At 71.7% G+C, this 26,809-nt stretch carries 23 protein-coding genes, 1 pseudogene and 1 riboswitch; of the genes and pseudogenes, 12 read left to right on the top strand and 12 right to left on the bottom strand.

Going from position 1 to position 26,809, the window contains the following annotated elements:
* Positions 1 to 17: 17 nt before the first annotated feature.
* A complete protein-coding gene (locus tag EG812_RS18930; protein ID WP_043720199.1) occupies positions 18 to 1,058 on the bottom strand; it encodes an App1 family protein phosphatidate phosphatase in 1,041 nt (346 codons plus the stop codon).
* 232 nt (positions 1,059 to 1,290) lie between these two features.
* Between EG812_RS18930 and EG812_RS18925 the strand changes: the two are divergent.
* From EG812_RS18925 to EG812_RS18900, 6 genes and pseudogenes are all read left to right on the top strand, one after another.
* Positions 1,291 to 1,873, top strand: a pseudogene (locus EG812_RS18925) (IS607 family transposase).
* The gene (tnpB, locus tag EG812_RS18920) at positions 1,870 to 3,249 is read left to right on the top strand and encodes an IS607 family element RNA-guided endonuclease TnpB (protein ID WP_126712322.1); all 1,380 of its coding nucleotides are present in this window, start codon (positions 1,870 to 1,872) and stop codon (positions 3,247 to 3,249) included. The pseudogene EG812_RS18925 and the gene tnpB overlap by 4 nt, the downstream one beginning before the upstream one ends.
* A 12-nt stretch (positions 3,250 to 3,261) precedes the next feature.
* Positions 3,262 to 4,893 carry an ArnT family glycosyltransferase gene (locus tag EG812_RS18915; protein WP_126712321.1) on the top strand — a complete coding sequence of 544 codons (1,632 nt, stop codon included), beginning with the start codon at positions 3,262 to 3,264 and terminating at the stop codon, positions 4,891 to 4,893.
* 67 nt (positions 4,894 to 4,960) lie between these two features.
* On the top strand, positions 4,961 to 5,755 hold the full coding sequence (gene yaaA / locus EG812_RS18910) for a peroxide stress protein YaaA (RefSeq protein WP_199743902.1): 795 nt from the start codon (positions 4,961 to 4,963) through the stop codon (positions 5,753 to 5,755).
* Positions 5,756 to 5,854: 99 nt separating this feature from the next.
* The gene (locus EG812_RS18905; protein WP_013732555.1) at positions 5,855 to 6,529 is read left to right on the top strand and encodes a hypothetical protein; all 675 of its coding nucleotides are present in this window, start codon (positions 5,855 to 5,857) and stop codon (positions 6,527 to 6,529) included.
* Positions 6,530 to 6,617: 88 nt separating this feature from the next.
* On the top strand, positions 6,618 to 7,592 hold the full coding sequence (locus EG812_RS18900) for a TAXI family TRAP transporter solute-binding subunit (RefSeq protein WP_013732554.1): 975 nt from the start codon (positions 6,618 to 6,620) through the stop codon (positions 7,590 to 7,592).
* A gap of 9 nt (positions 7,593 to 7,601) precedes the next feature.
* On the opposite strand, the gene EG812_RS18895 is transcribed toward EG812_RS18900, so the two are convergent.
* The 5 genes from EG812_RS18895 to EG812_RS18875 form a co-directional block, all read right to left on the bottom strand.
* The gene (locus EG812_RS18895) at positions 7,602 to 9,065 is read right to left on the bottom strand and encodes a sensor histidine kinase (RefSeq protein WP_126712320.1); all 1,464 of its coding nucleotides are present in this window, start codon (positions 9,063 to 9,065) and stop codon (positions 7,602 to 7,604) included.
* A 10-nt stretch (positions 9,066 to 9,075) separates the two neighbouring features.
* Positions 9,076 to 9,732 carry a response regulator transcription factor gene (locus EG812_RS18890; protein WP_043723595.1) on the bottom strand — a complete coding sequence of 219 codons (657 nt, stop codon included), beginning with the start codon at positions 9,730 to 9,732 and terminating at the stop codon, positions 9,076 to 9,078.
* A gap of 98 nt (positions 9,733 to 9,830) precedes the next feature.
* Positions 9,831 to 10,142, bottom strand: a complete 312-nt coding sequence (locus EG812_RS18885) for a hypothetical protein (protein ID WP_013732551.1) — start codon at positions 10,140 to 10,142, stop codon at positions 9,831 to 9,833.
* A 138-nt stretch (positions 10,143 to 10,280) separates the two neighbouring features.
* Complete coding sequence (locus EG812_RS18880) at positions 10,281 to 12,578, bottom strand: DUF6077 domain-containing protein (protein ID WP_233579546.1); 2,298 nt, start codon at positions 12,576 to 12,578, stop codon at positions 10,281 to 10,283.
* Positions 12,579 to 12,767: 189 nt separating this feature from the next.
* Entirely contained in the window at positions 12,768 to 13,367 is a 600-nt protein-coding gene (locus EG812_RS18875; protein WP_043720192.1) for a TetR/AcrR family transcriptional regulator, read from the bottom strand.
* Between the two features lie 218 nt (positions 13,368 to 13,585).
* Here EG812_RS18875 and EG812_RS18870 point away from each other — a divergent pair, with 218 nt between their 5' ends.
* The 4 genes from EG812_RS18870 to EG812_RS18855 all read left to right on the top strand — a co-directional run bounded on the left by EG812_RS18870 (position 13,586) and on the right by EG812_RS18855 (position 18,679).
* Positions 13,586 to 14,485, top strand: coding sequence for an ABC transporter permease (locus EG812_RS18870; protein ID WP_013732548.1), 900 nt, complete (start codon positions 13,586 to 13,588; stop codon positions 14,483 to 14,485).
* A gap of 10 nt (positions 14,486 to 14,495) precedes the next feature.
* Complete coding sequence (locus EG812_RS18865) at positions 14,496 to 15,296, top strand: ABC transporter ATP-binding protein (RefSeq protein WP_043720190.1); 801 nt, start codon at positions 14,496 to 14,498, stop codon at positions 15,294 to 15,296.
* 148 nt (positions 15,297 to 15,444) lie between these two features.
* Positions 15,445 to 16,947: a bifunctional cytidylyltransferase/SDR family oxidoreductase gene (locus EG812_RS18860; RefSeq protein WP_102657017.1), complete on the top strand. Its 1,503-nt coding sequence runs from the start codon at positions 15,445 to 15,447 to the stop codon at positions 16,945 to 16,947.
* A gap of 34 nt (positions 16,948 to 16,981) precedes the next feature.
* The gene (locus EG812_RS18855) at positions 16,982 to 18,679 is read left to right on the top strand and encodes a CDP-glycerol glycerophosphotransferase family protein (RefSeq protein WP_013732545.1); all 1,698 of its coding nucleotides are present in this window, start codon (positions 16,982 to 16,984) and stop codon (positions 18,677 to 18,679) included.
* Positions 18,680 to 18,724: 45 nt separating this feature from the next.
* Here the strand turns inward: EG812_RS18855 and EG812_RS18850 are convergent, their stop codons facing one another.
* From EG812_RS18850 to EG812_RS18830, 5 genes are all read right to left on the bottom strand, one after another.
* On the bottom strand, positions 18,725 to 19,468 hold the full coding sequence (locus EG812_RS18850; RefSeq protein WP_126712318.1) for an alpha/beta fold hydrolase: 744 nt from the start codon (positions 19,466 to 19,468) through the stop codon (positions 18,725 to 18,727).
* 105 nt (positions 19,469 to 19,573) lie between these two features.
* Complete coding sequence (locus tag EG812_RS18845) at positions 19,574 to 20,458, bottom strand: C39 family peptidase (RefSeq protein ID WP_199743901.1); 885 nt, start codon at positions 20,456 to 20,458, stop codon at positions 19,574 to 19,576.
* Between the two features lie 125 nt (positions 20,459 to 20,583).
* Positions 20,584 to 20,726: riboswitch (cyclic di-AMP (ydaO/yuaA leader) on the bottom strand.
* Between the two features lie 318 nt (positions 20,727 to 21,044).
* Positions 21,045 to 21,794, bottom strand: coding sequence for a hypothetical protein (locus EG812_RS18840; RefSeq protein ID WP_126712316.1), 750 nt, complete (start codon positions 21,792 to 21,794; stop codon positions 21,045 to 21,047).
* Between the two features lie 160 nt (positions 21,795 to 21,954).
* Positions 21,955 to 22,323, bottom strand: a complete 369-nt coding sequence (locus tag EG812_RS18835) for a hypothetical protein (protein ID WP_013732541.1) — start codon at positions 22,321 to 22,323, stop codon at positions 21,955 to 21,957.
* A gap of 157 nt (positions 22,324 to 22,480) precedes the next feature.
* A complete protein-coding gene (locus EG812_RS18830) occupies positions 22,481 to 23,605 on the bottom strand; it encodes an acyltransferase family protein (RefSeq protein WP_126712314.1) in 1,125 nt (374 codons plus the stop codon).
* 233 nt (positions 23,606 to 23,838) lie between these two features.
* On the opposite strand from EG812_RS18830, the gene EG812_RS18825 reads away from it, so the two are divergent.
* Complete coding sequence (locus EG812_RS18825) at positions 23,839 to 24,972, top strand: glycosyltransferase family 2 protein (protein ID WP_126712313.1); 1,134 nt, start codon at positions 23,839 to 23,841, stop codon at positions 24,970 to 24,972.
* The gene (gene pseI / locus EG812_RS18820; protein ID WP_126712312.1) at positions 24,969 to 26,018 is read left to right on the top strand and encodes a pseudaminic acid synthase; all 1,050 of its coding nucleotides are present in this window, start codon (positions 24,969 to 24,971) and stop codon (positions 26,016 to 26,018) included. Before EG812_RS18825 ends, pseI begins: the two co-directional genes overlap by 4 nt.
* A 301-nt stretch (positions 26,019 to 26,319) precedes the next feature.
* On the opposite strand, the gene EG812_RS18815 is transcribed toward pseI, so the two are convergent.
* Positions 26,320 to 26,742 (bottom strand): hypothetical protein, encoded by a 423-nt coding sequence (locus EG812_RS18815; RefSeq protein WP_233579545.1) that lies wholly within the window; start codon positions 26,740 to 26,742, stop codon positions 26,320 to 26,322.
* Positions 26,743 to 26,809: the final 67 nt, after the last annotated feature.

The following is a 26,809-nucleotide window of genomic DNA, read 5'->3' as shown; positions in this document are numbered from 1 at the left end:
CGGGCACGCAGGCGGACTCAGACCAGGCCGGCGCCGCGGAGCAGGGTCCACAGGCCGGCGCCGTCGGGGGCGGAGAGCCACTTCTGGCCTATCGGCCCCTCGGTCGGCTGGTCGTGCGGGACCGGCAGACTGCCGGCGAGCACCGACTGGGCAGGCGAGAGGCGGCGGATCGCCACGGCGGCCACGTTGTCCGGGTGGGCGGCGGCGAACTCCCGGTAGATCTCCGGGTCGTGCTGGCCGTCGTCGCCGACGAGCAGCCAGCGTACGTCGGGGAACTCCTTGGCCAGCCGGGCCAGGGTGGCCCGCTTGTGTTCCCGGCCGCTGCGGAACCAGCGGTCCTGGGTGGGACCCCAGTTGGTGAGCAGCAGCGGTCCCGCCGGGTAGAGATGCCGGGACAGGAAGCGGGTCAGGGTCGGGGCGACGTTCCACGCTCCGGTGGACAGGTAGAACACCGGTGCGCCGGGGTGGGCGGTGACCAGCCGCTCGTACAGCACGGCCATGCCGGGCACGGCGGCGCGGGCGTGCTCGTCGAGAACGAACGTGTTCCAGGCGGCGAGCAGCGGGCGCGGCAGCGCGGTCACCATCACCGTGTCGTCGATGTCGGAGAGGATGCCGAAGCGGACCTCCGGATCCAGGATGCGTACCGGTGCCTCGACCGGTTCGGCGTCGGGCATGCTGAGCCGCACCGAGCCCCAGCCGGGAGGCAGGTCCGCCTCGACAGTGGTGTCGATGAAGCCGCTGCGGTCGGCCTGCGCCTCGTGCACCACCCCACCGGTCTCGATGGTCACCGTGACGTGCTTGGCCGGCAGGGTGGTGAAGCTGCGCCAGCCTCGGACCTTCTCCAGCCGCCCCCGCTGCCGGGTGTCCGGCCGACCCAGCAGCACCCGGCACATCACCCGCGCCCAACCGGGCGCGCCGTAGCCGGTGTAGGCGATGATGTTGGTCCGCCAGCCCGTCCGCCGGAGTCGGCGTTCGACCAGGTTGTGCACGGCGTCCTCGATCCGCGCGGCCCGATGCAGGTTCGGTATGGCCAACTGGCCTGCGGGTGTGGATGGCACGTCTGCAACCCTGCCACACCCCGCCGACCTCGGCCACGCGAGACCCGGGCTTCTTGATCGTCTCCGCTCGGGCCGGCCCGCGGGCACGGCGGCGGGAATGAAAACGATCAAGGGCAACCGCGCCCGGGGCTACTGCCGAGCGTGAAACACTCCGGTCGGGACGACGACGGGGGTAGTTAGCTATTGGCGCGTTGGGCATCTATGGTGCTCTTTGAGCTGCCATGATGCTCGCGTGAACCTCAAGGAGTGGGCGGCGTCGACCGGCATCGCGTACATCACTGCTCGGCGACGGTACGCGGCTGGGACGCTGCCTGTTCCTACCTACCGGATCGGTCGGCTGATCATGGTTGGTGAGCCGGTCACCGGCACGTCGGCCGAGACGGGGCAGACCGTGGTGTACGCCCGGGTTTCCTCAGCCGACCAGAAACCCGACCTGGACCGGCAGGTCGCCCGGGTCACCGTATGGGCCACCGGACAGAACTCGGCATCGACCGGGTGGTGACCGAGGTTGGATCCGCGTTGAACGGGCACCGCAAAAGGTTCCTCGCGCTGCTGCGCGACCCGGCGGTGTCAACGATCGTGGTCGAGCACCGGGACCGGTTCGCCCGATTCGGTGCGGAGTACGTCGAGGCCGCCCTGAACGCGCAGGGCCGCCGGCTGCTGGTGGTCGACCCGGCGCTGAGGTCGACGACGACTTGGTCCGCGACGTGACCGAGATCCTGACGTCGTTGTGCGCCCGCCTGTACGGCCGTCGCGCTGCCGCGAACCGTGCCCGCCGGGCGGTCGAAGCCGTCACCGAGAGTGGCCCGGCGTGAAGTCGATCCAGGCGTACCGGTTCGCGTTGGACCTGACCCCCCGTCAGGAGCGCGCGGTATTGGTGCACGCGGGTGCGGCCCGGGTCGCGCACAACTGGGCACTGGCCCGAGTGAAGGCGGTCATGGATCAGCGCGCGGCCGAACGCACCTACGGCGTCACAGAAGCGGAGTTGACCCCGACCGTGGGTTGGTCGCTGCCCGCGCTGCGCAGGGCGTGGAACTCCGCGAAGGGCGAGGTGGCCCCATGGTGGCGGGAATGCTCCAAGGAGGCGTTCAACACCGGCCTTGACGCCCTCGCCCGCGCCCTCAAGAACTGGTCGGACTCCCGCAGCGGGAAGCGGGCCGGGCGGCCAGTCGGGTTTCCCCGGTTCAAGTCCCGCCGCCGCGCTACACCGTCCGTGCGGTTCACCACCGGCGCGATCCGGGTCGAGCCCGACCGCAAGCACGTCGTCCTGCCACGCCTGGGCCGGCTCAAGTTGCACGAGTCTTCCCGCAAGCTGGCTCGTCGCCTGGACAACGGCACGGCCCGGATCGTGTCGGCGACGGTGCGGCGTGACGGCAGCCGGTGGCACGTCGCCTTCACCGTGGAGGTCGAGCGCGCCGAGCGCGTCCCCGTCCGGCCGACATCAGTCGTCGGAGTGGACGTCGGGATCAAACACCTCGCGGTGCTCACCAACGACGAACTCGTACCGAACCCGCGCCACCTGGCGGACGCACAGCAGCGGATGCGCTCGCTGGGCCGATCCCTGTCACGCAAGATCGGCCCAGACCGACGCACCGGCCGCCGCGCGTCGAAGCGGTCAGAACGAGCGGCGGCCCGGCTCGGCCGCGCGCACGCCCGGGTGGCGAACCTACGCCGCGACGGCATGCACAAGCTCACCACCAGACTCGCCCGCGAGCACGGCACGGTCGTGGTGGAAGACCTCAACGTCGCCGGCATGCTGCGTAACCGCAGGCTGGCCCGGCACATCGCCGACGCCGGTTTCGCGGAGATCCGCCGCCAGTTGGCGTACAAGACCGAATGGAACGGTGGCCGACTTGTGGTGGCCGACCGCTGGTATCCATCCTCGAAGACCTGCTCGGGCTGCGGCACGGTGAAAGCCAAGCTCGCCCTGTCCGAGCGCACCTACACCTGCACCACCTGCGGCTTGACCCTTGACCGGGACCTCAACGCCGCGCGTAACCTCGCCGCGCTCGCGCGTGAGGTGGACACCGCCGGGAGTGGCCCGGTGGCAGGACGTGGAGCCGACCGGAAGACCCGCGTGCGCGGGCTGGTGGCTGTGAAACGTCAACCCGGCACGGCGTCCGCCGGTCAGACCGGGACCGTCCTACCGCAAGGCAGGACTACCAACCGTGTGCTCACTAAAGCGCACTGAGAGGTAACGGCGATGGTCGTGCCACAGGCAGAGTCGCGGGCAGAGCGACGGCGCGGGCGGTGGCAGCCACGGCTGGACCGACCCGCCCTCGTCGCGCTGATCCTCGGCGTGCTCGGGGTCGGCTACCGGTTGTATCTGGTGCTGCACACCGTGCCGGTGGCCAACAGTGACGAGGCGACCTTCGGGCTGGCCGCCCTGCACATCGCCCAGGGCCGGGAACATCCGGTCTTCCTGTACGGCCAGCGCTACATGGGCATGCTGCAGTCCTACCTGGCGGCGCCCCTGCTCGCGGTGACCGGGCCGAGTTGGCCGGCGCTGCGGCTGCCGGTGCTCGCGCTCTACGCGCTGTTCCTCTGGCTGATCCACCGACTGACCCGGCGGATCGGCTCACCATGGTTCGCCACCACGATCGTCGGTCTGCTGGCGCTCGGCTCCGAGCGGGTCATCCGCGACCAGGTGACGACGGTCGGCGGCCGGCCGGAGGTCAAGGTCGCCGTACTGGTGATGCTGCTGATCGTGGTGGGGCTGGCCCGCGGCACGGTGCGGCACCGCCGGTGGGCCGTCGGCGGCTTCGGGTTGCTCGCCGGGCTCGCCCTGTGGTCGGACTGGCTGATCGCGCCGTACCTGGCGGTGGCCGGGGCGGCCCTGCTCTGGGTGCTGCGCCGAGAACTGCTCGGTGGGGCCGGTCTGCTGCTGCTCGTCGGGTTCGGCGTCGGGATCGCCCCGATGATCCGCGACAACCTGGTGGCCCCGGCCGGGCAGGATTCCCTGTCGGTGCTGGGCCGCATCAGCGGCGCGCAGGGGCCGTCCCCGACGTGGGGACAGCGGCTCGACGGCGGGCTGCTGGAGGGGGTGCCACTGGCCGCCGGGCTGTGCCCGATGACCGGCTGTGCCGGCTGGCAGGAGTGGTTCGGCCTGCTCTACCCGGTGCTGCTGGTCGTCGCCGCGGTGCTCGCCGGGCTCGCGTACCGCCGCCGGGTCGGACAGGGTGAGCGGGTGGTGGCAGTGGTGCATCTCGCCCTGCTCGTCGGCGCGGCGGCGACCCTGCTGGCGTACGTGCGCAGTTCGCTCGCCGCGACGGATCCGCTGGGCAACGCCCGCTACCTGTCGGTGCTGCAACTGTCGCTACCGGCGGTGCTGTGGCCGCTGTGGGTGGCGGCGGTGGCGTGCGCGCGCGGCACGGTCGGGGCTGCCGGTCGGCTCGTCGGCGCGCTGGCGACCGCGCTGCTGGCCGCGTTGGCGGCGACGTCGCTGGTGGTCACCGTGCTGTTCGCCACCGTCGGCGCGGCACCGGGCCGCGTGCAGGAACGGCAGTCCCGCCAACTCGCGGACACGGTCCGTGCCGCCGGGCTGCGTGAGGTGTACGGCGAGTACTGGACGTGCAACCGGCTGGTCTTCAACACCGGCGAGCAGGTGGTCTGTGGCGTGCTCGACGGTGACCTGCATCCCGGGCAGAACCGCTACCCGGCGTACTGGTGGCGGCTGGCCCGCGCGACACGGCCCGGCTACGTGCTGGAGGCCGGCGGGTCGGCGGACCGACGCCTGCGGGAGTTGCTCGGCGACGGGGCGGACGCCGCGTTGCTGGCCGAGGTCGGCGGCTTCCGCGTCTACCACCCGCCGACGCCGCTGCGGCCGTGGCGGTGAGCCGGGTCGTACGCTGGCCGGACCCCCGGCGCGGATGGTGCGGTCCGGGACGTCGAGGAGTCTGTCGATGCTCATCCTGCTGCCGCCCTCGGAGGGCAAGGCCGAGGCCGGCGCCGGTCGCCGCCTGGACCTGACCCGGCTCTCGCTGCCGGAGCTGAACCCCGTCCGCGAACAGGTGCTGGCCGCGTTGCTGACGCTCAGCGCGGGGCCGGCGGAGGCGGCGTTGACCGCGCTCGGGCTCGGCAGCGGCCAGCAGGGCGAGCTTCGTCGCAACGCCCGCCTGGAACGGGCGGCCACCGCACCGGCGGGCCGGATCTACACCGGGGTGCTCTACGAGGCGCTGGACCTGGCCACCCTCCCGGCGGCGGCACAGCGCGCGGCGGCCCGGCAGGTGTTGATCTCCTCCGGCCTGTGGGGGGCGGTCCGGTTGACCGACCGCATTCCGCCGTACCGCTGCCCGATCGGGGCCCGGCTGCCCGGCCTCGGCGCGCTGCCCGCGCTCTGGCGGCCGGTGTTGGGGCCGGCGTTGACCTCGGCGGCGGGTGCCGGACCGGTGCTCGACCTGCGCTCCGGTGCCTACGCCGCCGCCTGGACGCCCCGTGGCGAGCTGGCGGAACGCACCGTCACCGTCCGGGTGCTGCACGAACGGGAGGTCGACGGGACAGCGGTGCGTTCGGTGGTGAGCCACTTCAACAAGGCCACCAAGGGTCGGCTGGTGCGTGATCTGCTGCTGCACGGCGTCCGGGCGCGCAGCGCCGACGCGCTGGTGGGCGCGCTGCGCGATCTGAAATACACGGTGTGCGATCAGCCGTCGGCACCGGGACGGTCACGGCAGATCGACGTTGTCGTGTCGGCGCTGTAACCAGCCGCAAGATTTCCTCAAGGCTGGGCCTGATCGGTACCACGGCAGGGCGTCTCGGGTCACCGTTATGACACCCGACACCACGAGGAGGCCCTCCGGGTGGTTGCCGAACCGATTCTGCTCGACCGACCCCGCTCGCCGTCGACCCTGCCGCCGCTGGACTGGACGACCCTGGCCGACGCCTTCGAAGCAGCCTGCCTGCTGCGCTGCATGCCGCCGCCGGCCAGGCCCGGTCCACGCCACGCCGGGCAGCGTCCCAGCCTGCCCACCGCGATCGAGTTCAACCGGGAGGAGGCGGCCCGGCGTACGCGACAACTGCTGGACCGGCTCGGTATCCCGGTACAGCACGAGTTGGCCGTCGGTGGCCTGCGTCGCCGCTACGAGTTGCACCGGCTGCACGTGGCCCGTGACGCGCGATCCGACTACACGGCGCTGATGGAGAACGGCTGGCACCGGGGCCGACGGGAACTGCTCGGCGGCCCGGCGCCGGGCGCCTCGACGGCCCGCCGTCAGTGGCGCACCCGGTTGGCCTCCGCCGCCTGGCGGGCCGCGCTGCTGGCCGGTGGACGGCACGTGCGCCGGCACATCCTCGGGGTACGGATCACCGATCGGGAACTCGCCGCCGTGCTGGTCCGTGGCGCCGCCCTGCTCGACGTACCGGCGCTGCTGCGCGCCGGCACCGGCTGTTACCTGGTCAGCGTCGCCCACGGCCCGGACCGCGACCGGATTCTGCACCATGCCGGTGAGGAGGTGGCCCACCGCCCGGTCGCCTGAGTAAACGACCCGGTCAGGGGAAACTGCACCGCGGTTGGGACGAACTCCGCCAGCCTGGGGTTGCGCCACAGGGGTCCGGCGGCGCACAGTGCTGCCCGTGACCCGTACCCGGTTTGCTGCCCGAGACCGGCGGCCCGTCGCCAGCGCCGTCGTCCTGGTCGCCGTGCTGCTGGTCCTGCCCAGCAGCCTCAGCGCCTGCCGGGACGATCCTGACGACACGGTACGCATCCGCATCGCCACCGGCAGCCCGACCGCCGTCTACCACGCCTTCGGCACGTCGCTGGCCACCATTTTGAACCGGGAACTGCCAAACGTACACGCTGAAGTGTTGGTCACCGCCGCCTCGGTGGAGAACGTCCGGCTGCTCAAGGCCGGCGAGGTCGAGCTCGGGTTCACCCAGGCCGACGTGCTGCCGGCCTATCCGGGGCCGGACCCGCCGGTGGTGGCGGTCGCCCGCGTCTACGACGACCTGTTGCACCTGGTCACCACCGCCGCCAGCCCGATCCGCAAGCTGACCGACCTGGCGGGTCGGCGGGTGTCCATCGGCGCGGCCGGCTCCGGCACGGAGATCACGGTCAACCGGCTGCTCACCGTGGCCGGGCTGGACGACGCCGGGCTGCACCGGGTGCAGCTCGGTCTGGACGACTCGGTGAGCGCGCTGCGCCGTGGTGAGATCGACGCCTTCTTCTTCTCCGGCGGTCTGCCGGTGCGGGCCGTGGCCCAGTTCGTCGAGGACACTCCCGCCCGCATCGTCGACCTCGGCGAGTGGACGGTGCCGCTGCGCCGGGGCAACCGGGAGGTGTACGTGCCCCGGGACATCCCCCGGTCGGTGTACGGCATGGACCCGGTCACCGCCGTGGCCAACCCCAACTACCTGCTGGTCCGGGCCGACCTGCCGGAGGACCTGGTCCGTCAGGTGACCCGGCTGCTGATGGAACGCCGCGCCGAGTTGGCCGAGGCGCACCCGGCGGCCGGGCGGATCAGTGCCCGATCGGCGATCGCCACCCCGCCGCTGCCGCTGCATCCGGGTGCCGCCGAGTACTACCGCGACAGCAAACCCTGACCGGGCCGGTCAGCCGGATCGCACAGCCGACTCCAGTTCGGCGGGCGGGCCGTCGGCAGCGGGTGGCACGTCGAGGTCCGACGATTCGGCCGAGGTGGACGGCTCGTCGGGGGCGGGGAACCACAGCGCGGCGACCAGCCCACGGGGCGCGTTCGGGTGCATGGTGAGGCGACCGTCGGAGGCGTCGACAAGCACCGCGGCGATGGTCAACCCCAGCCCGGCCCCGTCGACGTTCTGCACCTCCGGGGCCCGCCAGAACCGCTCGGTCGCCTGGCCGAGCTGACTGGGGGTCATGCCGGGGCCGGTGTCGCGTACCTCCAGCGCGCAGCCTCCGTCGCGGGCCGTGACGGTCACCGTCACCTCGCCGCCCGCGCCACTGAACTTCACCGCGTTGTCGATCAGCGCGTCGAGTGCCTGGTCGATCGCGGTCGGCACGGTCTGGGCGTAGACCGGGGCCGGGCCGGTGGTCAGCCGCAGCGACACCGACCGGTACCGGGCCAGCGGCTCCCACGCCGCCACCCGGGACTCGGCCACCTCCACCGCGTCCACGGTCACCCGCTGGTTCTCCCGGCGCTCGGCCCGGGCCAGGGTGAGCAGCCCGTCCAGCAGCAGGGTGAGCCGGTCGGTCTCCTCCAACGCGAGCTGGTGTTCGGCGCGGCCATCCTCGTCGGTCAGGCTCGGCCCGAGTTCCTCCACCCGCAGCCGCAGCGCGGTCAGCGGGTTGCGCAGCTGATGGCTGGCATGGGCGACGAACGCCCGCTGCCGGTCCATCACGTCGGACACCACGTCGGCCATGTGGTTGAAGCTCGCCGCCAGCCGACGCAGCTCCGGCGGGCCGAGCCGGTGCTGTACACGGGCGCCCCGGTCCCCCTCGGCGATCTCGTGGGTCACCGCGTCGAGTTCGGTGATCGGACGCAGCACCCAGCCGGCCAGCCCGAACGCGGTAAGTACGCAGGCCAGCACGGCGACCAGGCCGCTGCCGGTCAGCAGCAGCCACCAGGTCGTCACCGTACGACGAACTCCGTCGGACGGACTGGCGGTGATCACCGCCCCGAGGACCTCGCCCCCGTCGTTGATCGGCACCGCCACCACGATCGGATCGTCCACCCACGGCCAGACCGAGTCGGGCCGGCTGGTCTGCTGCCCGGACAGCGCGACGTCCAGCGCCTCCCGGGTGCCCAGGGTCCACTGCCAGCCCGGCGACGGGATCACCGCCGCGCCGTCCCGATCGACCACCGCCGCGTTGATGCTGTACAGCCCCTCGTAGCTGGTCAGTTCGCTGGACAGCGGGCCGGTCGTGCCGTCGCGCAACGCCGGCCCGGCCAGCGAGGCGAACCGAGTGGCGTCGGCGATCCGGTCGGCCCGGATCCGGTCGGTCTCCCGGGTGGCCAGCGTCATCGCCAGCGGCGTCCCCAACGCCACCAGCACCAGCACCATCAGCAGCAGATAGCTGATCACCAGGCGGCGTCGCACACCCCGCCCCTCACTCGGCCCGTAGCCGGTAACCGACGCCGCGGACGGTCTCCACCAGGCGTGGGTCGCCCAGCTTGCCGCGCAGCGAGCCGACGTGCACCTCGACGGTGTGCCGGTCGGCGAAGGTGGTGCCCCAGGCGTCGAGCAGGATCCGGTCCCGGGGTACGGCGACGCCGGGTTGCCGGGCCAACGAGAGCAGGACGTCGAATTCCTTGCGGGTCAGCGACACCGGCTCGCCGGCCACGGCGACCGTACGCGCCGACACGTCGACGCGGATCCTGCCGACCTCGATCAGGCTGCGGTGCGGCGTGGCGTGCGAGGCCCGCCGCAGCACCGCCTCGATCCGGGCCTGCAACTCCACCATGGAGAAGGGTTTGACGACGTAGTCGTCGGCACCGATCCGCAGGCCGAGCACCCGGTCGCGTTCCTCACCCCGGGCGGTCACCGCGATGATGCCGAGTTGGCTGCTGCGCCGACGCAGTTCCCGGCACAGGTCGGTGCCGTCCCCGTCGGGCAGGGTCAGATCGAGCAACACGAGGTCGCACGGAGCGGCGGAGAGGGCGGCGGCGACGGTGGCGGCGTGCTCCACGTCGTACCCGCGCCGGTGCAGGGCCGACGACAGGGCACCGGCCACCCGGCGGTCGTCCTCGACCAACAGGATCCGCACCTGGCCTCCCATCAGGTCTGCTCCGCGCCGGAACGGTTCCGGTTGATGGTGGCAGAAGACCGGCCGGGGTGACAGGCCTGGGGGCGGTTGACCCGTGCTCAGAGACCGAAGACCTCGTCGGAGGTGGCGTCACGTACCCCGTCGACGAAGCCCTTGAAGGCGGGGTCGTCGTGGCTGGCGGGCACCGTGGTGACGATCTCGCCGGTGGCCTGGGTGACCGCGTCGACCAGCGGCGGGAAGTCGATCTCGGCGTCGGCGAGGGTGTCGTCGTCGGCCTCGCCGAGATTGATCACGTGCTGCACGTCCTCGGCGGGCGTGGCCGGGTCGTCGGCCCAGTCGGTTCCGCAGCGGTAGCACTCGTCGTAGAGCGCGCGTTGACTGTCGGTCCAGTCCTCGTGGTAGCTCTCCATGCTTATCTCCTGTGTGCGGCGGCCTGCCCTGTGAGCATGCCCGCCCCGGCGACGGATCGGGCGGGTACGGCCCAAGCCGCCGCCGGCCACGCGAAATTCGGTCCGGCTCAGCCTGGCGACGGGCTCGGCCGGAGCCGGTCACTGCCGGACCATGCAGGTCACCGCGTTGGGGTGCACGGGCGGCTCGGCGGGCCGCTCGGCGATCATGGTGTAGCCGGCCCGCTCACCCGTACGCAGGGCGTAACGGTTCTGGCTGTAGAAGCAGATCGTCCCCACGTCCAGCCGTTGCAGCGCGGCGATCACGTCGTCACGTTCCGGCCGCTCCACCCTCGGGCCCCCGTTGGCGAACGTGGTCAGCAGCAGCCGGTCCTGCGAGAACTGCGAGTTGATGTCGTACTCGACCAGGAAGAAGTCGCGGGGCAGCACCACCCGGGGTGCGCTGCTCATCACCGGAATGGTCCGCATGATGCTCGCCGGGGCGAGCACCAGGCCGTCCGGACGGTCGAGGTCGATGATGAACTGCGCGATGGCCTGCCGCTGCGGCCGAATCTTCCAGGTGGGCTCCTCGTGCACCAGCACGCCGCTGCGTTCGTCCCACATCGGCACGGCGTAGACGGCGAACGAGGTCACCATCGCGGCGGCCAGCACCACACCGACCACGGCCCGCACCACCCGCAGCCGGGTGGGCAGCCAGACGGTGCAGAGCAGGCCGATCAACGCCGGGACGGCCAGCAGCCAGGGCACCCGCCAGAGCACCACCGAGATGCCGGTGACCGCGCTGAGCCACTCCAGCACCCCGGGAACCAGCAGGACGCTCAGCGTCAGCGCACCGCCGGCCGCGAGCAACGCCGGGGTACGACGGCGGGCCAGCAACGGACCGCACCACAACGCGAGCCCGCCGATCACGCCCACGATGCCGATCTCGAAGGTCCGCCGGTAGGTGTGCGCGGCGTCGTAGAAGTTGACGTCCGCCGCCGCCTCGTTGGCGGACGTGCCGATCAGCAACTGGGTGACGACCACCGCCCCGACCGGGTAGGCCAACGCGGCGACCCCGGCGACCAGCGCCGAGGACCAGCGCCCCACCAGCAGCATCATCAGGGCCGCCCCACCGACCAGCATCGGCAGGATGATCGCCGCGGTGGTGGTGAGGCCGATCGCGGTGATCGACAGGGCGACGATGAGCACCAGGTTCCGCTTGGCGCGGTCGTCGAACCAGCGGGTCAGGTAGAGCCACATCAACGGCACGACCGCGGAGACGAACATGCCCTTGCCCTGGTAGAGGCGGGGCAGGTGGAAGGTGCCCAGCGCCGCGTCCGGGCCGCAGACCAGCGCCAGGAAGGTGACGGCCACGGTGAAGGCGAGCACCGGGCGGCGCGGTGCCCACCGCTGCACCAGCCGCCACAGCGCCAGTACCGCCAGGACGGCCAGGACGGGCAGCAGCAGGTACCAGGTGGCCGAGGCGGCCGGGATGCCGAAGAAGCGGGCGAGTGCTCCGGCGAAGACCTCGATGCTGGCGACCGGGGGCTGCGAGGCCATCGCCGGGAGCACGTTCTCGCTGAACAGGAAGTCGTTGAGGGGGACGATGTCGCGCTCGGCCACCCAGACCGAGCGGCCCACGTAGTAGATGTCGTCGGGGGTGCTGCGGGCCAGGTAGAGCGAGGCGACCGCAGCCACCCCGGCGATCAGCAGCGCGTACACCGACTGCCAGGCCTTCGGCGCGGGGGCGTCCGCCCGGGTCGGCGGGGTGGTCCGCCAGGTCTGCCAGGTCAGCAGCACCACACCGACTGCCGCGACGAGCCCGGCGGAGCCCGGAACCCACCAGGAGATGTCGGCACCGGCCGGGGTCCCGGCCAAGCCGGCCGTGATCGCCGCGACGGTGCCGACCAGCAGGGTCAGCACCGTCCCCCACCGCTGCGCCACGCTCATCCGTCCGGCCCGGTCGACGGCCGACGACGCCGGCACCGACGACTCGGCCGCGCGGGAGGCGGGTTCAGGATCGGAGGCGGCCTCGGCCGCGGCTTGCGGGTCGGAGTCGGAAACCGGGGCCGGGACAGAGTCGGCGTGCGCGGGCTCGGGCGTGGGTTGCGGCATCGGTGCCGGTTCCGCCGTCTCGGCCGGCCCCGGGGTCGCGCGTCGGCGTCGCCGGCGCAGGCCGAGCCGGAGCAGGACGGCGAGCACGGCCAGCACCGATCCGGCGACGAGCCAGATGCGCAGTGTCAGCGACGGGGCGAGGCCCAACGGGAGGGCCGCGTGGTAGAGCAGCGTCCAGAGCGCGAAGGCCAGCACGGCGCAGTCGGTCAGCAGCGCGGGTATCGCCGCGATGCCGTCACGGACCCCACCGAGCACGACCCGGATCCGGCTGCGGTGGACCGGAGCGGGTTCGGCCGGTTCGTCAGCCGTGCTGATTGCGGCGACAGCGACCGAGTGGTCGGTCATCGACACGAGCGTCCTTGTCGTCGTACGGGCAGGTGCGGCTCAGGCGGACGGCTGTCGCTGCGGCAGCCACCGCGCCGAGCGGATCCACCGAGGGTAGTAGCCGGCTCCCCGGGACCGGTGGTGGCGGTGGCGGTCCGTGCCCGGGTCGCGGTGCCGGCCCGAGCCAGCCATACCCCGGGCCCGCCCAGCTCAACCCGATGCCGGCGATGCACGCTGGCGGGGCAGGGGGTCCACCCCGCCCAGCGCCCGCAGCACCGAGTCCACCAGGGTTTCCAGGTAGCTGTCGGTGACCGGGGTACGGGCGATGGCCAGCCGCCAGTACAGCGGCCCCACGATCAGGTCCACCGCCGCGTCCGGATCGGTCGTGGCCGGCAACTCGCCCCGGTCCACGGCACGGGTGATCAGCCGACCGGCGACCTCCTGCTGCCGGGCCCGCAGCACCTGCTGGAGCGTCTCGTCGATGGTCGGGTTGCGGGCGGCCTCGGCGAGCAGGTCCGGGATGATCTGCGCGGCCAGCGGGTGCCCGAGCGCGTGCGCCACCACCTGGAACAGCAGGGCAAGGTCGCCGCGCAGGCTGCCGGTGTCCAGGGCGGGCAGTCGCGCGCCGGCGGCGGCGGTGACCACCTCCAGGACCAGGTCGAGCTTCGAGTTCCAGCGGCGATAGATTGCCGTCTTGCTGACTCCGGCGCGGCGGGCCACCGCCTCGATGGAGAGTCGGCCGTAGCCGACCGCGGCGAGTTCCTGCATCAGGGCGCGGCGGATGGCCGTGGTGATTTCTCCACGAAGCACCGCCGCACCGGCCGGCGCCCGCCTCTTCCCGGTCGTCACCTGGGACTCTTCTCGGCTGTCACGCAGGACAATGTACCGCAACGACGGTACGGTTGCGTCCCGACGTATTTCGGACTAATGTCCACGCAGCGGCGAGGCGGCGCTCCGGGTACGAACACGCTAGATTCCATCGTCGCGAACGCACCCGCCGGCTCGACAAGATCGGAGCGCCCATCCCTATGGCCAACAGCACGCTGGCCGATCCCGACTCCGGCCTTCCCCCTGCGCAGCTGGCCGCCCGGCACGGGCTGCGCATGGCCGGTCAACGCCCCTCCCTGGGCACCTACAGCCGTCAGCTCTGGCGCTACCGGCACTTCATCACCGCGTACGCCAATGCGAAGCTGGCGGCTTCGTTCAGCAACGCCCGCCTCGGGCAGCTCTGGCAGGTGCTCACTCCGCTGAGCAACGCGGCGGTCTACTACCTGATCTTCGGTCTGGTGCTCCAGCAGAGCCGGGGGATGGACAACTTCATCGCCTACCTGACCGCCGGGCTGTTCATCTTCAACTTCACCCAGACCAGCGTGCAGCAGGGCACCCAGGCGATCAGCGGCAACCTGGGGCTGATCCGCGCCCTGCACTTCCCCCGGGCCAGCCTGCCGCTGGCCATCACCATCACCCAGTTCCAGCAGCTGCTCGGCTCGATGGTGGTGCTGATCGCCATCGTGCTGGTCACCGGTGAGCCGATCACCCTGATGTGGCTGATGCTGGTGCCGGCGGTGCTGCTCCAGACGGTGTTCAACGCCGGGCTGACCATGACGGTGGCACGGCTGGGTGCCAAGGCCACCGACCTCAAGCAGGTGATGCCCTTCATCCTGCGGACCTGGATGTACGGCTCCGGCGTGCTCTACAGCGTCGAGCTGTTCGCCGAGAACCTGCCGGGTTGGGCCACCGCCATCGTGCAGTTCAACCCGATGCTCGTCTACATCGAGCTGGCCCGCGTGGCGCTGCTGGAGAACACTCCCCTGCTCAACGACTCCCTGCCGCTGACCTGGCTGGTCGCGATCGGCTGGTCGCTCGTGATGGGCCTCGGGGGCTACCTTTACTTCTGGCGCGGCGAACAGGAGTACGGCCGTGGTTGATCACCTCGCGATGTCCAACGACGTGACGGTGACCCTGCCCCGGATCCAGGATCGGATCCCGACGGTGGTGGTGGACGACGCGCACGTCGTCTACCGGGTGCACAAGGGTGCCGCCGGCAGCCACAGTCCGGTGGCCGCGCTGCGGCGGCTGGTGACCCGCACCTCGACACCGAACGTGCGGGAGGTGCACGCGGTGCGGGGTGTCACCTTCACCGCGTACCGGGGCGAGGCGATCGGGCTGATCGGCACCAACGGCTCCGGCAAGTCGACCCTGCTGCGGGCCATCGCCGGGTTGCTGCCGGTGGAGCGGGGCGCGGTCTACACCGAGGGCCAGCCGTCCCTGCTCGGGGTGAACGCCGCGCTGCTCAACGACCTGTCCGGCGAGCGCAACGTCACACTCGGCTGCCTGGCCATGGGCATGTCCCCGGCCGAGGTGCAGCGCCAACTCCCGGAGATCATCGAGTTCTCCGGGATCAACCAGCGGGGTGACTTCGCCTCGCTGCCGATGCGCACCTACTCCTCCGGCATGTCGGCCCGGCTGCGGTTCTCCATCGCCGCCGCCAAGCAGCACGACGTGCTGCTGATCGACGAGGCCCTGGCCACCGGCGACAAGCGGTTCCGCAAGCGCAGCGAGGCCCGGGTGCGGCAGCTGCGGGAGAACGCCGGAACGGTGTTCCTGGTCAGCCACCAGCTCTCCTCGGTACGCGACACGTGTGAGCGGACAATCTGGCTGGAATCCGGAGTAATCAAGATGGATGGCCCGACCGATGAGGTATTGAAGGCATACGAGGCGTTCACCAGCGGGAAGTAGAGTTTCGGTGAATGTCCGGCATCGTTCGGGCGACAGCGCCGCGTCCGAACGATGCCCACCCGCGTTATCGTTCATCCCGTCGTCCCGTCGACAACACCTTCCGTTCACACAACCCCCCACCGCCATGTACCGAGAGTGAGGACCGGCAATGACGCAGGACCAGACCACCGATTCGGGCACCACGCCGCAGAACACGGCGCCGTGGCGACCCTCACGGACGGTGGCCGTGGTGCTGGCCGGCGGCACCGGTACCCGGCTCGGCCTCGGCATCCCCAAGCAGCTGCTGAAGATCGCCGGTAAGCCGATCATCGAGCACACCCTGGCCGTCTTCGAGGCCGCACCGGAGATCGACGAGATCATCGTGCTGATGGCCAGCGGTCACGTCGCCGAGGCGCAGCAGATCGTGACCAAGGCCGGCTTCCGCAAGGTCACCAAGGTCATCGAGGGTGGCGACACCCGCAACGCCACCACCCGCATCGCCCTGGACGCGGTCGGCGAGCAGGACTGCAACATCCTCTTCCACGACGCGGTACGGCCCCTGCTCAGCGGCCGGATCGTGCGGGAGTGTGTGAACGCCCTCTGGACGTACTCGGCGGTCGACGTGGCCATTCCGTCGGCCGACACGATCATCCAGGTCGACGAGAACGAGTGCATCACCGACATCCCGGTGCGCTCCACGCTGCGCCGGGGGCAGACCCCGCAGGCGTTCCGGTCCAGCACGATCCGGGAGGCGTACCGGCGGGCCGCCGGTGACCCGAACTTCGCCGCCACCGACGACTGCGGTGTGGTGCTGCGCTACCTGCCCGAGGTGCCGATCAAGGTGATCGACGGCTCGGACGAGAACATCAAGGTCACCCACCCGGTCGACGTGCACCTGGCGGACAAGCTCTTCCAGTTGGCCGCCGCCAAGGTGCCCCGCCTGGCCGACCAGCGCACCTACAGTGACGAGGTCGCGGGCCGCACGATCGTCGTGTTCGGCGGCAGCTACGGCATCGGCCACGACCTGACCGAGCTGGCCCGCCGCTACGGCGCCCAGGTCTTCCCGTTCAGCCGCTCCAGCACCGGCACCCACGTCGAGCGCCCCGCCGACGTCGAGGCCGCGCTGAAGACGGCCTTCGAGGCCACCGGGCGGATCGACTACGTGGTGGTCACCGCCGGCATCCTGGAGAAGGGCGCGCTGGCCGAGATGGATCAGGAGACCATCGACCGGGTGCTCCAGGTCAACTTCGTCGGCCCGGTCACGGTCGCCCGGCAGTCGCTGCCCTACCTGCAGCACACCAAGGGTCAGCTGCTGCTGTACACCTCCAGCTCGTACACCCGGGGTCGGGCGGACTACGCGCTCTACTCGGCGACCAAGGCCGCCCTGGTCAACCTCACCCAGGCGCTCTCGGACGAATGGGCCGAGCTGGGCGTACGCGTCAACGTCATCAACCCCGAGCGGACCGCCACCCCGATGCGGACCAAGGCGTTCGGCACCGAGCCCGAGCACACGCTGCTCGCCGCCGAGATCGTCGCCCAGGCCTCGTTGGACGTGCTCGTCTCGGAGCTCACCGGCCAGGTGATCGACGTGCGCCGCTCCCCGGGCGAGGCGCCGACCCCTGTCGTGCCGGCCCAGGGCAGCCGGTCGACCAGCACCACCCCCGTCGGCTGACCGACGCACGACGACCGCGGAAGGCAGCACCGAGATGCGTGGTGACCTGGTCAGGAAGCTGGCCGCCCGGGGCCTGGCCACCGGTGCGGCAGTCCTGGCGTTCATCGTGGTCGCGCTCACCGGCGCGACCACCTGGGGGCTCGCGCTCTCGGTGCTCGCCCTCGCCGCCACGGTCTGGGAACGTCGCGTCCGCCCCGGAGCGGACAGCGGTGCGGAAACCACACTGATCGCGGCCGGGGTGCTTGTCGGTTACGCCCGGCAGCTCGACGCCGGCTTCGACCCGGCCCTGGCCGGTACCGCGCTGATCCTGCTGGGGCTGATGGTGCTCACCGGCCCGCTGCGCGACGCGGGGCACCTGGAACTGCGCGCCGCCAACCTGCCGGTACGCACCTGGGTGCCGCAGGTCACCGCCCGCCTCGGTGACCTGGTGGCCGCCCTGCTCGCGGTGTTGGCGCTGGCCGCACTGGCGGCGCTGCCCGCCGTCGTCGCCCTGGCCGCGAGCCTGCTGGCCGGTGGGGCCGTCGGTGCGGTCGCCGTCAAACTGGTCCAGCGACGGATGCGTCCCGCCTCCGGTGGCTCCCCGGTGACCCGGGAGCTCCGCCGGCACCAGCCGGAGTTCCTGCTCTACTTCTCCGCCCCGCCCGGCTCCGAGTACCAGGTCACCATGTGGCTGCCGTACCTGGAGCGGATCGGACGGCCGTTCGTGGTGATGCTGCGGGAGCCGGACGCGCTGCCGGTCATCGCGGCGGCGACCACCGCTCCCGTGCTCTACTGCCCCACCCTGCGCAACATGGACGAGGTGCTGGTGCCGAGCCTGCGCGCGGCGTTCTACGTCAACCACGGCGCCAAGAACAGCCACTGCCTGCGCTTCACCCAGCTCACCCACATCCAGTTGCACCACGGCGACAGCGACAAGGCCTCCAGCGCCAACCCGGTGTCGGCGATCTTCGACCGGATCTTCGTCGCGGGCGAGGCGGCCATCGACCGGTACGCCCGGGCCGGGGTGGACATCCCGGCCGACAAGTTCGTGGTGGTCGGCCGCCCCCAGGTCGAGGCGATCGAGGTGGGTACCGGCCCGACCGGCCCCCGGCCGAACCCGACGGTCCTCTACACCCCGACCTGGACCGGGCACCACGCCGACGCCGACTACTGTTCGCTGGGCGTGGCCGAAGGACTGTTGTCGCGGCTGCTGGACCGGGGTGCCACGGTGATCCTGCGGCCGCACCCCTACACCACGCAGAATCCGACCTCGGCCCGCCAGTTGGCGCGGCTGCACGACCTGCTCGCCGCCGACCGGGCACGTACCGGCCGTCAGCACCTCTTCGGTGCCGCCGCGAGCGGGCTGACCCTGGCCGAGTCGGTGAACCGCGCGGACGCCCTGATCTCCGACGTCTCCGGGGTGGTGTCGGACTGGTTGTACTCGGGCAAGCCGTACGCGGTCACCGACACCGGCGCCGACGGTGACCGGTTCCTCGAACGGTTCCCGCTGGCCGCTTCCGGTTACGTGTTGCGCCGGGACATGGTCAATCTCGACGAGGTGCTGACGCAGCTGCTCCAGACCGATCCGCTCGCCGGGGTCCGGTGGGCCACCCGTCGCCGATACCTCGGCGACTTCCCGGCCGAGACGTACGCCGAGGCGTTCCTGGCGGCGGCCCGGCGCGAGCTCGACCCGTCCTGGTCCGCCCCGACTCCCCGCACCGCCAGCGACTCGCCGCTGTCCCCCGCCACCTGAGCACCGCCAGCGCCCTGACCGGACGCCTCCGTGACGGCAGCCCGGTCAGCGTACGGCGTCGAGCAGAGCCAGCACGGCCGCCGGGTCCTCCACGTGGGCGTTGTGGCCGAGCCCGGGCAGCGTCACCACCGGTACGCCGTACTCCTTGAGCTGCGCGTCGGTGACCATCGGGTCGTGCTCGCCACGGGCCAGCAGGACCGGCGCGTCGATCGTGGCCAGCAGCGCACCCAGGTTGGGCTCGCCGACAGCGAAGGCGCTCGGGTCCATCGCCAACCGCCACCGGCCGTTTTCCTGCCGTAATCCGGCCGCCACGGCGGGATCCTCCGGGCTGAGCAGGTCGGCCAGCCCGGCGACCCGCAGGTAGCGGCGTGCCGCCTCGTCGCGGTTGTCGAACCAGGTGACCGGGCGGGCGGCCAGATCCGTGGCACGGGACAACTCCGCCGGGGACCACACCGCCTTGATGCCGAGCCCGACCACCGCGTCGACGGTGACCGCCCGGCTCACGGCGGCGAGCGCCAGCCCGACCACCCCGCCGAGCGAGTGGCCCAGCACGATCACCCGGTCGCCGGGGTGCAGGCTCGCGGCGACCTGATCGGCGAGGGCGGCGAACGAGTACGCCGGCAGCGGGGGTGACGCGCCGTGACCGGCCAGATCGGGGGCCATCCACCGTCCCGGCCACCGCTGGTGCAGCAGCGGTGCGCAGGGCAGCCACACGTCGCCGGTGGCACCCATCCCGTGCAGCAGCAACAACACCGGCGCGCTGCCCCGCTCACCCGACTCCGTGATCATGTCGGGCAGTCTGCCACCGCCCGGGCCGGTCGGCGAGAGCCGCGACCGGGATACGACACCGGGCGCCGACCCCGAAGGGTCGGCGCCCGGCACGAACAGCAGGAGTCAGGACGAATAGCCCCGGGTGGCAGCCCAGTTGGCCAGGTCGATGGTGCTCAACCAGTACGAGTAGTACGACGCGTCGGCCGAGTCGGCGATCTTCACCATCCGGCCCTCGTCCTCGTAGCCGACCACGGCGACGTAGTGGCCGCCGGGGAAGGAGTGCCAGCCACCGGCGGTGTCCACGACGCTGCCGGCGACGTTCACCACGACGCCACGCCCGTCGGAGATGGCCGCCACGACATCGGCCTGGAGCTGGTCCATCTGGGCCGGGGTCGCCGCGCCACCGGGGATCATCGTGGTCTTGTACGGCTCGCCCTTGACCGCGGCGTTGAGCGCCCGAGTGGTGTCGTACGCCGAGTTGGTGCCGGCGAAGGTGGTGCCGAGCTGGGCGGCGAGGGTCTCCTGGCCGCGCTCGATGCCGGCGGCGCTCAGCGCGTTGCGCACCGCGGCCGGGCCGCAGTAGTAACCGTTGATCTGGGCCTGGTAGTCGTACGACAGCACCTTTTCCGCCGGCGGCTTCGGGGCGGCCTTCTTACTGGCCACGTCCGGGTCCGCCGTGGCGGCCCGCGCCGACGGCGAGGCGGCGGCGCTGCTCGGCGCGGCACTGCTGGGGGCGGCGCTGCTCGGGTCGGCACTGCTGGGAGCGGCGCTGCTGGGGGCGGTGGCGACCCGCGCCAGGGAACGGGAGGCCGCACTGTCGTCGCGCAGCTCGGCCACGGCGGCCGCGGTGGGCGCGTCGACCAGGTTGTCGTCGGTCCGGGCGACCAGGGCACCGGCGCCGGTGGCCAGCACGAGGGCCGCCGCCGACGTGGCGAGAAGCTGATAGGGGCGTTCGGTGGCCAGCTTACGGAGCTGACGCTTGAGGGTGTGCTTCACGAGATCCTCCACGGGCTGAGGGGTGGACGGGTGGGCCTGGCTCAGGCTGCGGAGAGCGGACCGGCGAGCGCAGGCACCACGGTGCCGTGGAGGCGGGGGAATATCGGGGGGATCGAATTGTGCTGCACGAGGACAGGAACTCCTTCCGACACCGCCGACCGGGTTAGCTGACGGATTCGGGCGGGAAGATCGCCCTACCGCGAGCCGTGGCTCACGGATTCACCCCAAGTGGTGCAGTGGTTCCCCGGTTCGTGTGATCACGATTGAGCGGGTCGGCGCGGCGTCGCCACTTGCGATCATTTACCGCACCGGACAGGGCGACACTACTGGTCGGTATCGCTCCTGCCAAGCCTGCCCTGACCTGCTTAAACCTGGTCCGGTGCGATTATTTTCGGGTATCGCGGAACTGTCGTCGCTCAATGGGACAGCGCTCGCGGACATCCCTGTCGGGGCGGTAACCGGACCGGACGTTCACAATGTCCCCGCACATTGCGCCCCACTTCGACGTCTGACCCACGTTGACCGATTCGGCAATTACTGTGACCGGGGTCACCGAATTTCGGCCCACCTGTTGTTGAACCGGCGTGGTCGCGACGGCTCATCCCACCCGGGCCGGCCGCCAGCGCAGGGTCGCTGCGGGCCGACCGACGACCACCCGGCGCGGCACCGGCAGCGGGTTCGGCCGTAGCCGCTGCGCTGCGGCGTACGCCTCGGTGGAGAGCGCGCGGGCGGCGTCGGCGGCGAGTTCCGCGGCCCGCCAGGCGTCGCGTTCCTGCTGCGCGGCCGCCTGGTAGGCCGCGAGGCGGCCGTCACGTACCACCCGGGCCAGGAAGATCTCCTGCTCGGCGGGGTGCCGTCGGGGATCCCAGCCGGCCCGGTGGGCCAGCGCGTCGGCGAGTTGCCGCCCGGTCAGGTCGCCGCGCCAGTATGCGGCCATCGCGGCGTGGTGCAGCCAGCGCTCCCGAGCCGCGTACTCGGCGGGGGTCCGGGGCGTACCGGGGCTGGGCCAGACGGTGGCGGCGGCGAGCCGTCGGGCGGCGGCCTCCGCCTCGTCGTACGCGGCCCAGGCGCGGTCGAGTTCCGTCTGCGCGCGGTGCCATGCGGCCCGGCGGCGGCCGGCGTTCTGCGCGGCGCCCGCCGCGGCGACGGCGACCTCACCGGCGTAGCGACGCTGGTCCGCGACATCGTCGTGGTCCGGGAGGTCCGGGGTCCGGTCGGTCGGCGGGACCGGCTCGGGCCGGGCGACAAGCGCGGTGAGCACGCCCAGCGCGAGCACCAGCAACACCGACCAGATGGCGGCGGCCCGAGGCGCGTCGATCAGGAACTGGTAGAGAACGGTCTTCTCCATGTCGATACCTCACGGAAGCGGATGTGGCGGCCCGGGGTGCCGCCGGTGGCGGGTCGCCGGGTAGCGGCGGATCGTCAGGGTGGTGGAGCGCGGCAGGACACCCACGGTGGGGGCCCGATCGCAGAGGGCCGTCCGGGTCAACCGACGGTATGGGCGGGAATCAGGCGCCGGGCGGGGCGCGGCCGCACCGCAGACCCGAGGTGTCCACCGCAGGAGGCTGATCGTCGGCAGCCGCGCCAGCCAGGTCGACGCCCTGGTCGGTCCGCGCCGACGGCACCGGTGCCGTCGCGGCGCCAGCGCCGGGGCGGTCGTCGTCGCCACTCGCCAGTCCATCGGCTGTCGGCGGGATCGCGGCGCACCGGTCGGATGCCAACGCCTCGGTCGGCGGGGCGAAGCTGACCATGCTGGGCTGCCCGGCAGGGCCCGCCGCTGGGCCGAGATCACCGGGATGGGCGGCGGGTGCGGGCATTGTCCAGGCGCCGACGGCGAACGCGGCGGCGACAGCGAATCCGGTCAGCAGCCGTGCCACCCGACGCGCCAACCACCACAGAGGAGGACGAGTGGGGACGATCGGAAGCACGCTGCCACGCTACCGTCAGGTCCCGCGGGCCGCACTGCCGCCGGGCGTGTCGCAGCGAAGAACCTGATTCGGGTCACCCGGAGCGCCGCGCGTCAGCGGAGTGAGCTCACCGTCCAGGATGGACAGCGGGAGGGGACCGGCGCGGGGCCAGGCGACGCATCATCGGTTGTTCGACGAAGCGGTGCACCAGTGCGGCGAGCCCCAGCGTGAGCGCCAGGAAGCCGATCACGGCGGCCGGGCCCCACCAGCCGGGCAGGCCGGTCCCCCAGTCCCCGGTGATCCGGAGAATCGTCATGATCACGAACACGTGCACCAGGTAGAAGGCGAACGAGACCTCGCCGAGCCAGACCATCGGGCGCGACCGCAGCGGGGAGCGCCGCCCCCGCACGTCGGCGTCCGCCGCCGCGGCGATGACCAGGACGTACGCCGCCGCCAGCAGCGCCGCCCAGAACTCGGCCCGGATCCACTCGGCGGCGGCCACCCAGGTGCCCACGAAGATCAGGCTCGCCAGGGGCAGGCCGGGACCCCGCCACCGCCCGCGCAGCATGAGTTCGGCGGCGGCCACGCCCATCCAGAACTCCAGCGAGCGGACCAGGGGGAACACCTGGGTGAACCACCATCGGCTCTGCTCCGGCACCAGGGTCTGGGCGGGCCACAACGCCAGAATCAGCAGCGGTACGGCGATCACCACGGCCCACAGCTGCCAGGGCCGGGCCCGGCGTACCAGTGGCAGGACCAGCGGCAGGCACAGGTAGAAGAACAGCTCGCAGGAGAGCGACCAGCTCACGTTGTTGACGCTGTAGAAGTACCCGGGACGGGGATCCCAGGCCTGGATCAGGAACAGGTTCTCCAGCGCCGCGACGGGGTTGATCGGATCGGCGAACCAGACGGCGGCCCCCATGGCCAACGCCCAGAGCAGGACGTGGTTCGGATAGATCTTGGCGAACCGGCGCCGCCAGAACCGCCGCCGGGAGTCGCCGGGTCGGGCCGACCAGACCAGCACGAAGCCGCTGAGAATGAAGAAGAACTGCACTCCGGACAGGCCCAGAGTGAAGACCTTGCCGACGACCGCCTGGTAATCCGGCTCGGCGATGATCCGCATGGTGCCGGCGTGAAAGCCGAAGACCAGCAGCGCGGCTATCCACCGCAGCCCGGTCAACGACGGTAGCCGGCTGGCCAGGGCCCGGTCGGTCGCGGAGCCCGGCGGTGCCGCCACCGGTGCGCTGGTCATGCGGGCACCTCCGGCGTCGGCGGCACGCGTCTCTCCTCCCCAGGGCCGGTTGGCCCGTTCCGATCGGCTGCCGGGGCCATCCGGCGTCGCCCGTCGGGCACCCTACCCGCTGACTGATCGATCCACTCGTCGGGTGATCGGTGACCGTACGCTGTCACGCTGTTCAATCGCTTCACCGCTGCCGGCCATGTCTGGTTCCCGTCCTGTCCATCCGGGCGGTCGAGGGTGTCGGCGTGGTCAATCAGCCGACGCAAGCGCCGCTGCTGAGCATCGTCGTGCCGGTCTACGGCGTCGAGGCGTACCTGCGTCAGTGCCTCGACTCGATTCGCGAGGACGTGCCCGCGAACGAGACGGCGGCGGTGGAGCTGATCGCGGTCGACGACGCCTCGCCGGACGGGTGTGGACAACTGCTGCGCGAGTACGCCGCCGACCACCCCGGCTTGCGGGTGCTGCACCTGGAGAGGAACGGCGGTCTCGGGCCGGCGCGCAACGCGGGCCTGGACGTGGCCACCGGCGAGTACGTCTGGTTCGTCGACAGTGACGACTGGCTGCCGCCGGGCACCATCGCGGCCATGCTCGACCGGCTGCGTACGGACCGGCCCGACGTGATGATGATCGACCATCTCCGGGTGCACGAGTGCGGACGTCGCGACATCGACGCCAGCAGTCACCTGCTGCGCGGGACACCCGGCGTGGTGCGGCTGGTCGACCGGCCGCAACTGCTGCGGGTGCAACACACCGCCTGGAACAAGGTGGTACGCCGGGCGTTCATGGCTGAGCTGGGGCTGCGCTTCCACCCCGGCTGGTACGAGGACATTCCGTTCAGCCATCCACTGCTGATCGGCGCGGATCGGATCTCGGTGCTGGACCGGATCTGTTACCTGTACCGGCAGGGCCGCCAGGGTGCGATCACCTCGACCCGCAGCGGCCGGCACTTCGACGCCTTCGACCAGTACGACCGGCTCTTCGCCTGGCTGCGGCAGCACCACCCCGACGGGCGTTGGCATGCGGAACTGTTCGACCTCATGGTCAACCACTTCCTGGTGGTGGTCGGCAACGACGACCGGCTGCACCCGCACCTGCGACGACGCTTCTTCCGCCGGGTCGCCGCGCACTACCGCCGGCACCTACCCGGCGGCGGCTACCCCCGGCCCGGCGGGGTGGCCGGGCTCAAGCACCGGCTGGTCGACCGGAACAACTACCTGGCCTACGTGGCACTGCGCCGCGCCCACCGGCTGGCCGGCAGGCTACGCAGCCCGTCGGCCCCACCGCCCGCGACGACCAGCCCCGACGCCGAACACGACGCGGGGTCCGACCCCACCCGACCTCGCACACTGGTGCGGACACATGGAAACGGAACGCGATGACCACGCTCAAGATCGGGCCGCATCTGGTCGGCACCGGCGAACGTCCCTTCGTGGTGGCGGAGATGTCCGGCAACCACAACGGTGACCTGGACCGGGCACTGGCCATCGTGGACGCCGTCGCCGCCAGCGGTGCGCACGCGTTGAAGCTCCAGACGTACCGGCCGGACACCATCACCATCGACGTCGACGCCCCGGCCTTCCGCATTTCCGGCGGCCACGAGTTGTGGGGCGGGCAGAACCTGTACCGGCTCTACGAGCGGGCCCACACCCCGTACGAGTGGCACGGTCCGATCTTCGAGCGGGCCCGCGAGCGGGGCCTGACGGTATTCTCCTCCCCCTTCGACGCCACGGCTGTCGAGTTGCTGGAGAGGTTGGACGCGCCCGCGTACAAGATCGCCTCCTCGGAGTTGGTCGACCTGCCGTTGATCCGGCTCGTCGCCGCCACCGGCAAACCCGTGATCATCTCCACCGGAATGGCCACCCTGGCCGAGATCGACGCGGCGGTCCGTACGGCCCGGTCCGCCGGTGCGAGCGGGATCGTGCTGCTGGCCTGCACCGCCGCCTACCCGGCACCACCCGCCGACAGCAACCTGCGCCGCATCCCGGTGCTCGCCGAGGCGTTCGGCGTACCGGTCGGCCTCTCCGACCACACCCCCGGCATCGGCGTGCCCGTCGCGTCGGTGGCCCTCGGCGCCTGCTTCATCGAGAAGCACATCACGCTGGACCGGGCCGACGGTGGCGTGGACTCCGACTTCTCCCTGAACCCCGCGGAACTGTCGGCCCTGGTGGTCGAGGCGGAACGGGCCCACGCGGCACTCGGCGGCACCGCCATCGGCCCGACCCCGGCCGAACGGGAAGGGCTACGCTTCCGCCGCTCGCTCTACGTGGTCGCGGACGTCCGCGCCGGCGACGAGGTCACCCCCGCCAACGTCCGCTCGATCCGACCGGCCGGCGGACTGTCCCCAGTGGAGATCGACCGCGTCCTGGGCCGCCACTTCACCGCCGACGTCACACGCGGCACCCCGCTCAGCTGGGACCTGATCTGACGATCAGGCGAGCCACCGGGCCGCCGACCTCAAGCTGGCCAACGGGGTCCTGACCGTCACTGACACGACTCGGTGAACAGCCACCGAGACGACACGCAACCTCACCGCCATAACTTCCCTGCTCGCGAGCTATTGCGTCGGTTGAAGCAGAGCAAAGGGCGGGTAGGGGACATGGGTGGGTGGTGGATCGTTGTCGCGGACGGTGATCGCGGCGGAGGAAATCGATTGTTACTTGCGGTAGTGGGCTGCGGCTGCTGCGTGGTCCGCGTCGCCACGCGGGCGTCGCGACCCGGGGTCGCCGTCAGGTAGGGGTACCGTCCGCGGTGTCGCGGGGCCGGTCGGTGGCGACGAAGGCGACGGTGACGACCAGGTCGGCGAGGGTCAGCGTGCGCCACAGCCAGTCGATGCGGGGCGGCACCTCGAGTCCGTGCCGCTGCCACCAGATGGCCATCGGGACGTCGGTGAGCTTGGCCAGGCATTCGGCGCGGGTCCAGCGGGCCCAGAATTCGCCGGTGCCGAAGCGCCGCGCGAGCGCCGTCGGCACCGGTGCGCCGACTCGCTCGGCGTCGATCGCCACCCGCCATCGCGGCACCGGCGGGGCGTACCAGCCGAGGCAGCGGCCGTCGTCCAGATAACTGCGGGTGGTCGCGTCGGCCGACTCGGCCGGGGTGGCGAGGCGCAGGTGTCGGTGGGCGACCGCGAGCAGCGATACCACCGACGGCACCGCAGAGACCGGAGACATCCCGGCCCGCGTGCCCACCGACGGCGTGACAGCCGCGGGCGCGGATGAG

Origin of the sequence: Verrucosispora sp. FIM060022, from assembly GCF_003977705.1 — a bacterium.
GTDB classification, from domain to species: Bacteria; Actinomycetota; Actinomycetes; order Mycobacteriales; family Micromonosporaceae; genus Micromonospora; species Micromonospora gifhornensis.
Note: the sequence above shows the minus strand (reverse complement) of the source record. Positions and strands in the feature narration are given on the sequence as shown.

Bases quoted from the DNA above. Each gene is read 5' to 3' on its own strand.
- EG812_RS18915 (WP_126712321.1), top strand. From the start codon at position 3,262: ATGGTCGTGCCACAGGCAGAGTCGCGGGCAGAGCGACGGCGCGGGCGG.
- yaaA (WP_199743902.1), top strand. From the start codon at position 4,961: ATGCTCATCCTGCTGCCGCCCTCGGAGGGCAAGGCCGAGGCCGGCGCC.
- EG812_RS18885 (WP_013732551.1), bottom strand. From the start codon at position 10,142: ATGGAGAGCTACCACGAGGACTGGACCGACAGTCAACGCGCGCTCTAC.
- EG812_RS18880 (WP_233579546.1), bottom strand. From the start codon at position 12,578: ATGACCGACCACTCGGTCGCTGTCGCCGCAATCAGCACGGCTGACGAA.
- EG812_RS18870 (WP_013732548.1), top strand. From the start codon at position 13,586: ATGGCCAACAGCACGCTGGCCGATCCCGACTCCGGCCTTCCCCCTGCG.
- EG812_RS18865 (WP_043720190.1), top strand. From the start codon at position 14,496: ATGTCCAACGACGTGACGGTGACCCTGCCCCGGATCCAGGATCGGATC.
- EG812_RS18860 (WP_102657017.1), top strand. From the start codon at position 15,445: ATGACGCAGGACCAGACCACCGATTCGGGCACCACGCCGCAGAACACG.
- EG812_RS18855 (WP_013732545.1), top strand. From the start codon at position 16,982: ATGCGTGGTGACCTGGTCAGGAAGCTGGCCGCCCGGGGCCTGGCCACC.
- EG812_RS18850 (WP_126712318.1), bottom strand. From the start codon at position 19,468: ATGATCACGGAGTCGGGTGAGCGGGGCAGCGCGCCGGTGTTGTTGCTG.
- EG812_RS18840 (WP_126712316.1), bottom strand. From the start codon at position 21,794: ATGGAGAAGACCGTTCTCTACCAGTTCCTGATCGACGCGCCTCGGGCC.
- EG812_RS18830 (WP_126712314.1), bottom strand. From the start codon at position 23,605: ATGACCAGCGCACCGGTGGCGGCACCGCCGGGCTCCGCGACCGACCGG.
- pseI (WP_126712312.1), top strand. From the start codon at position 24,969: ATGACCACGCTCAAGATCGGGCCGCATCTGGTCGGCACCGGCGAACGT.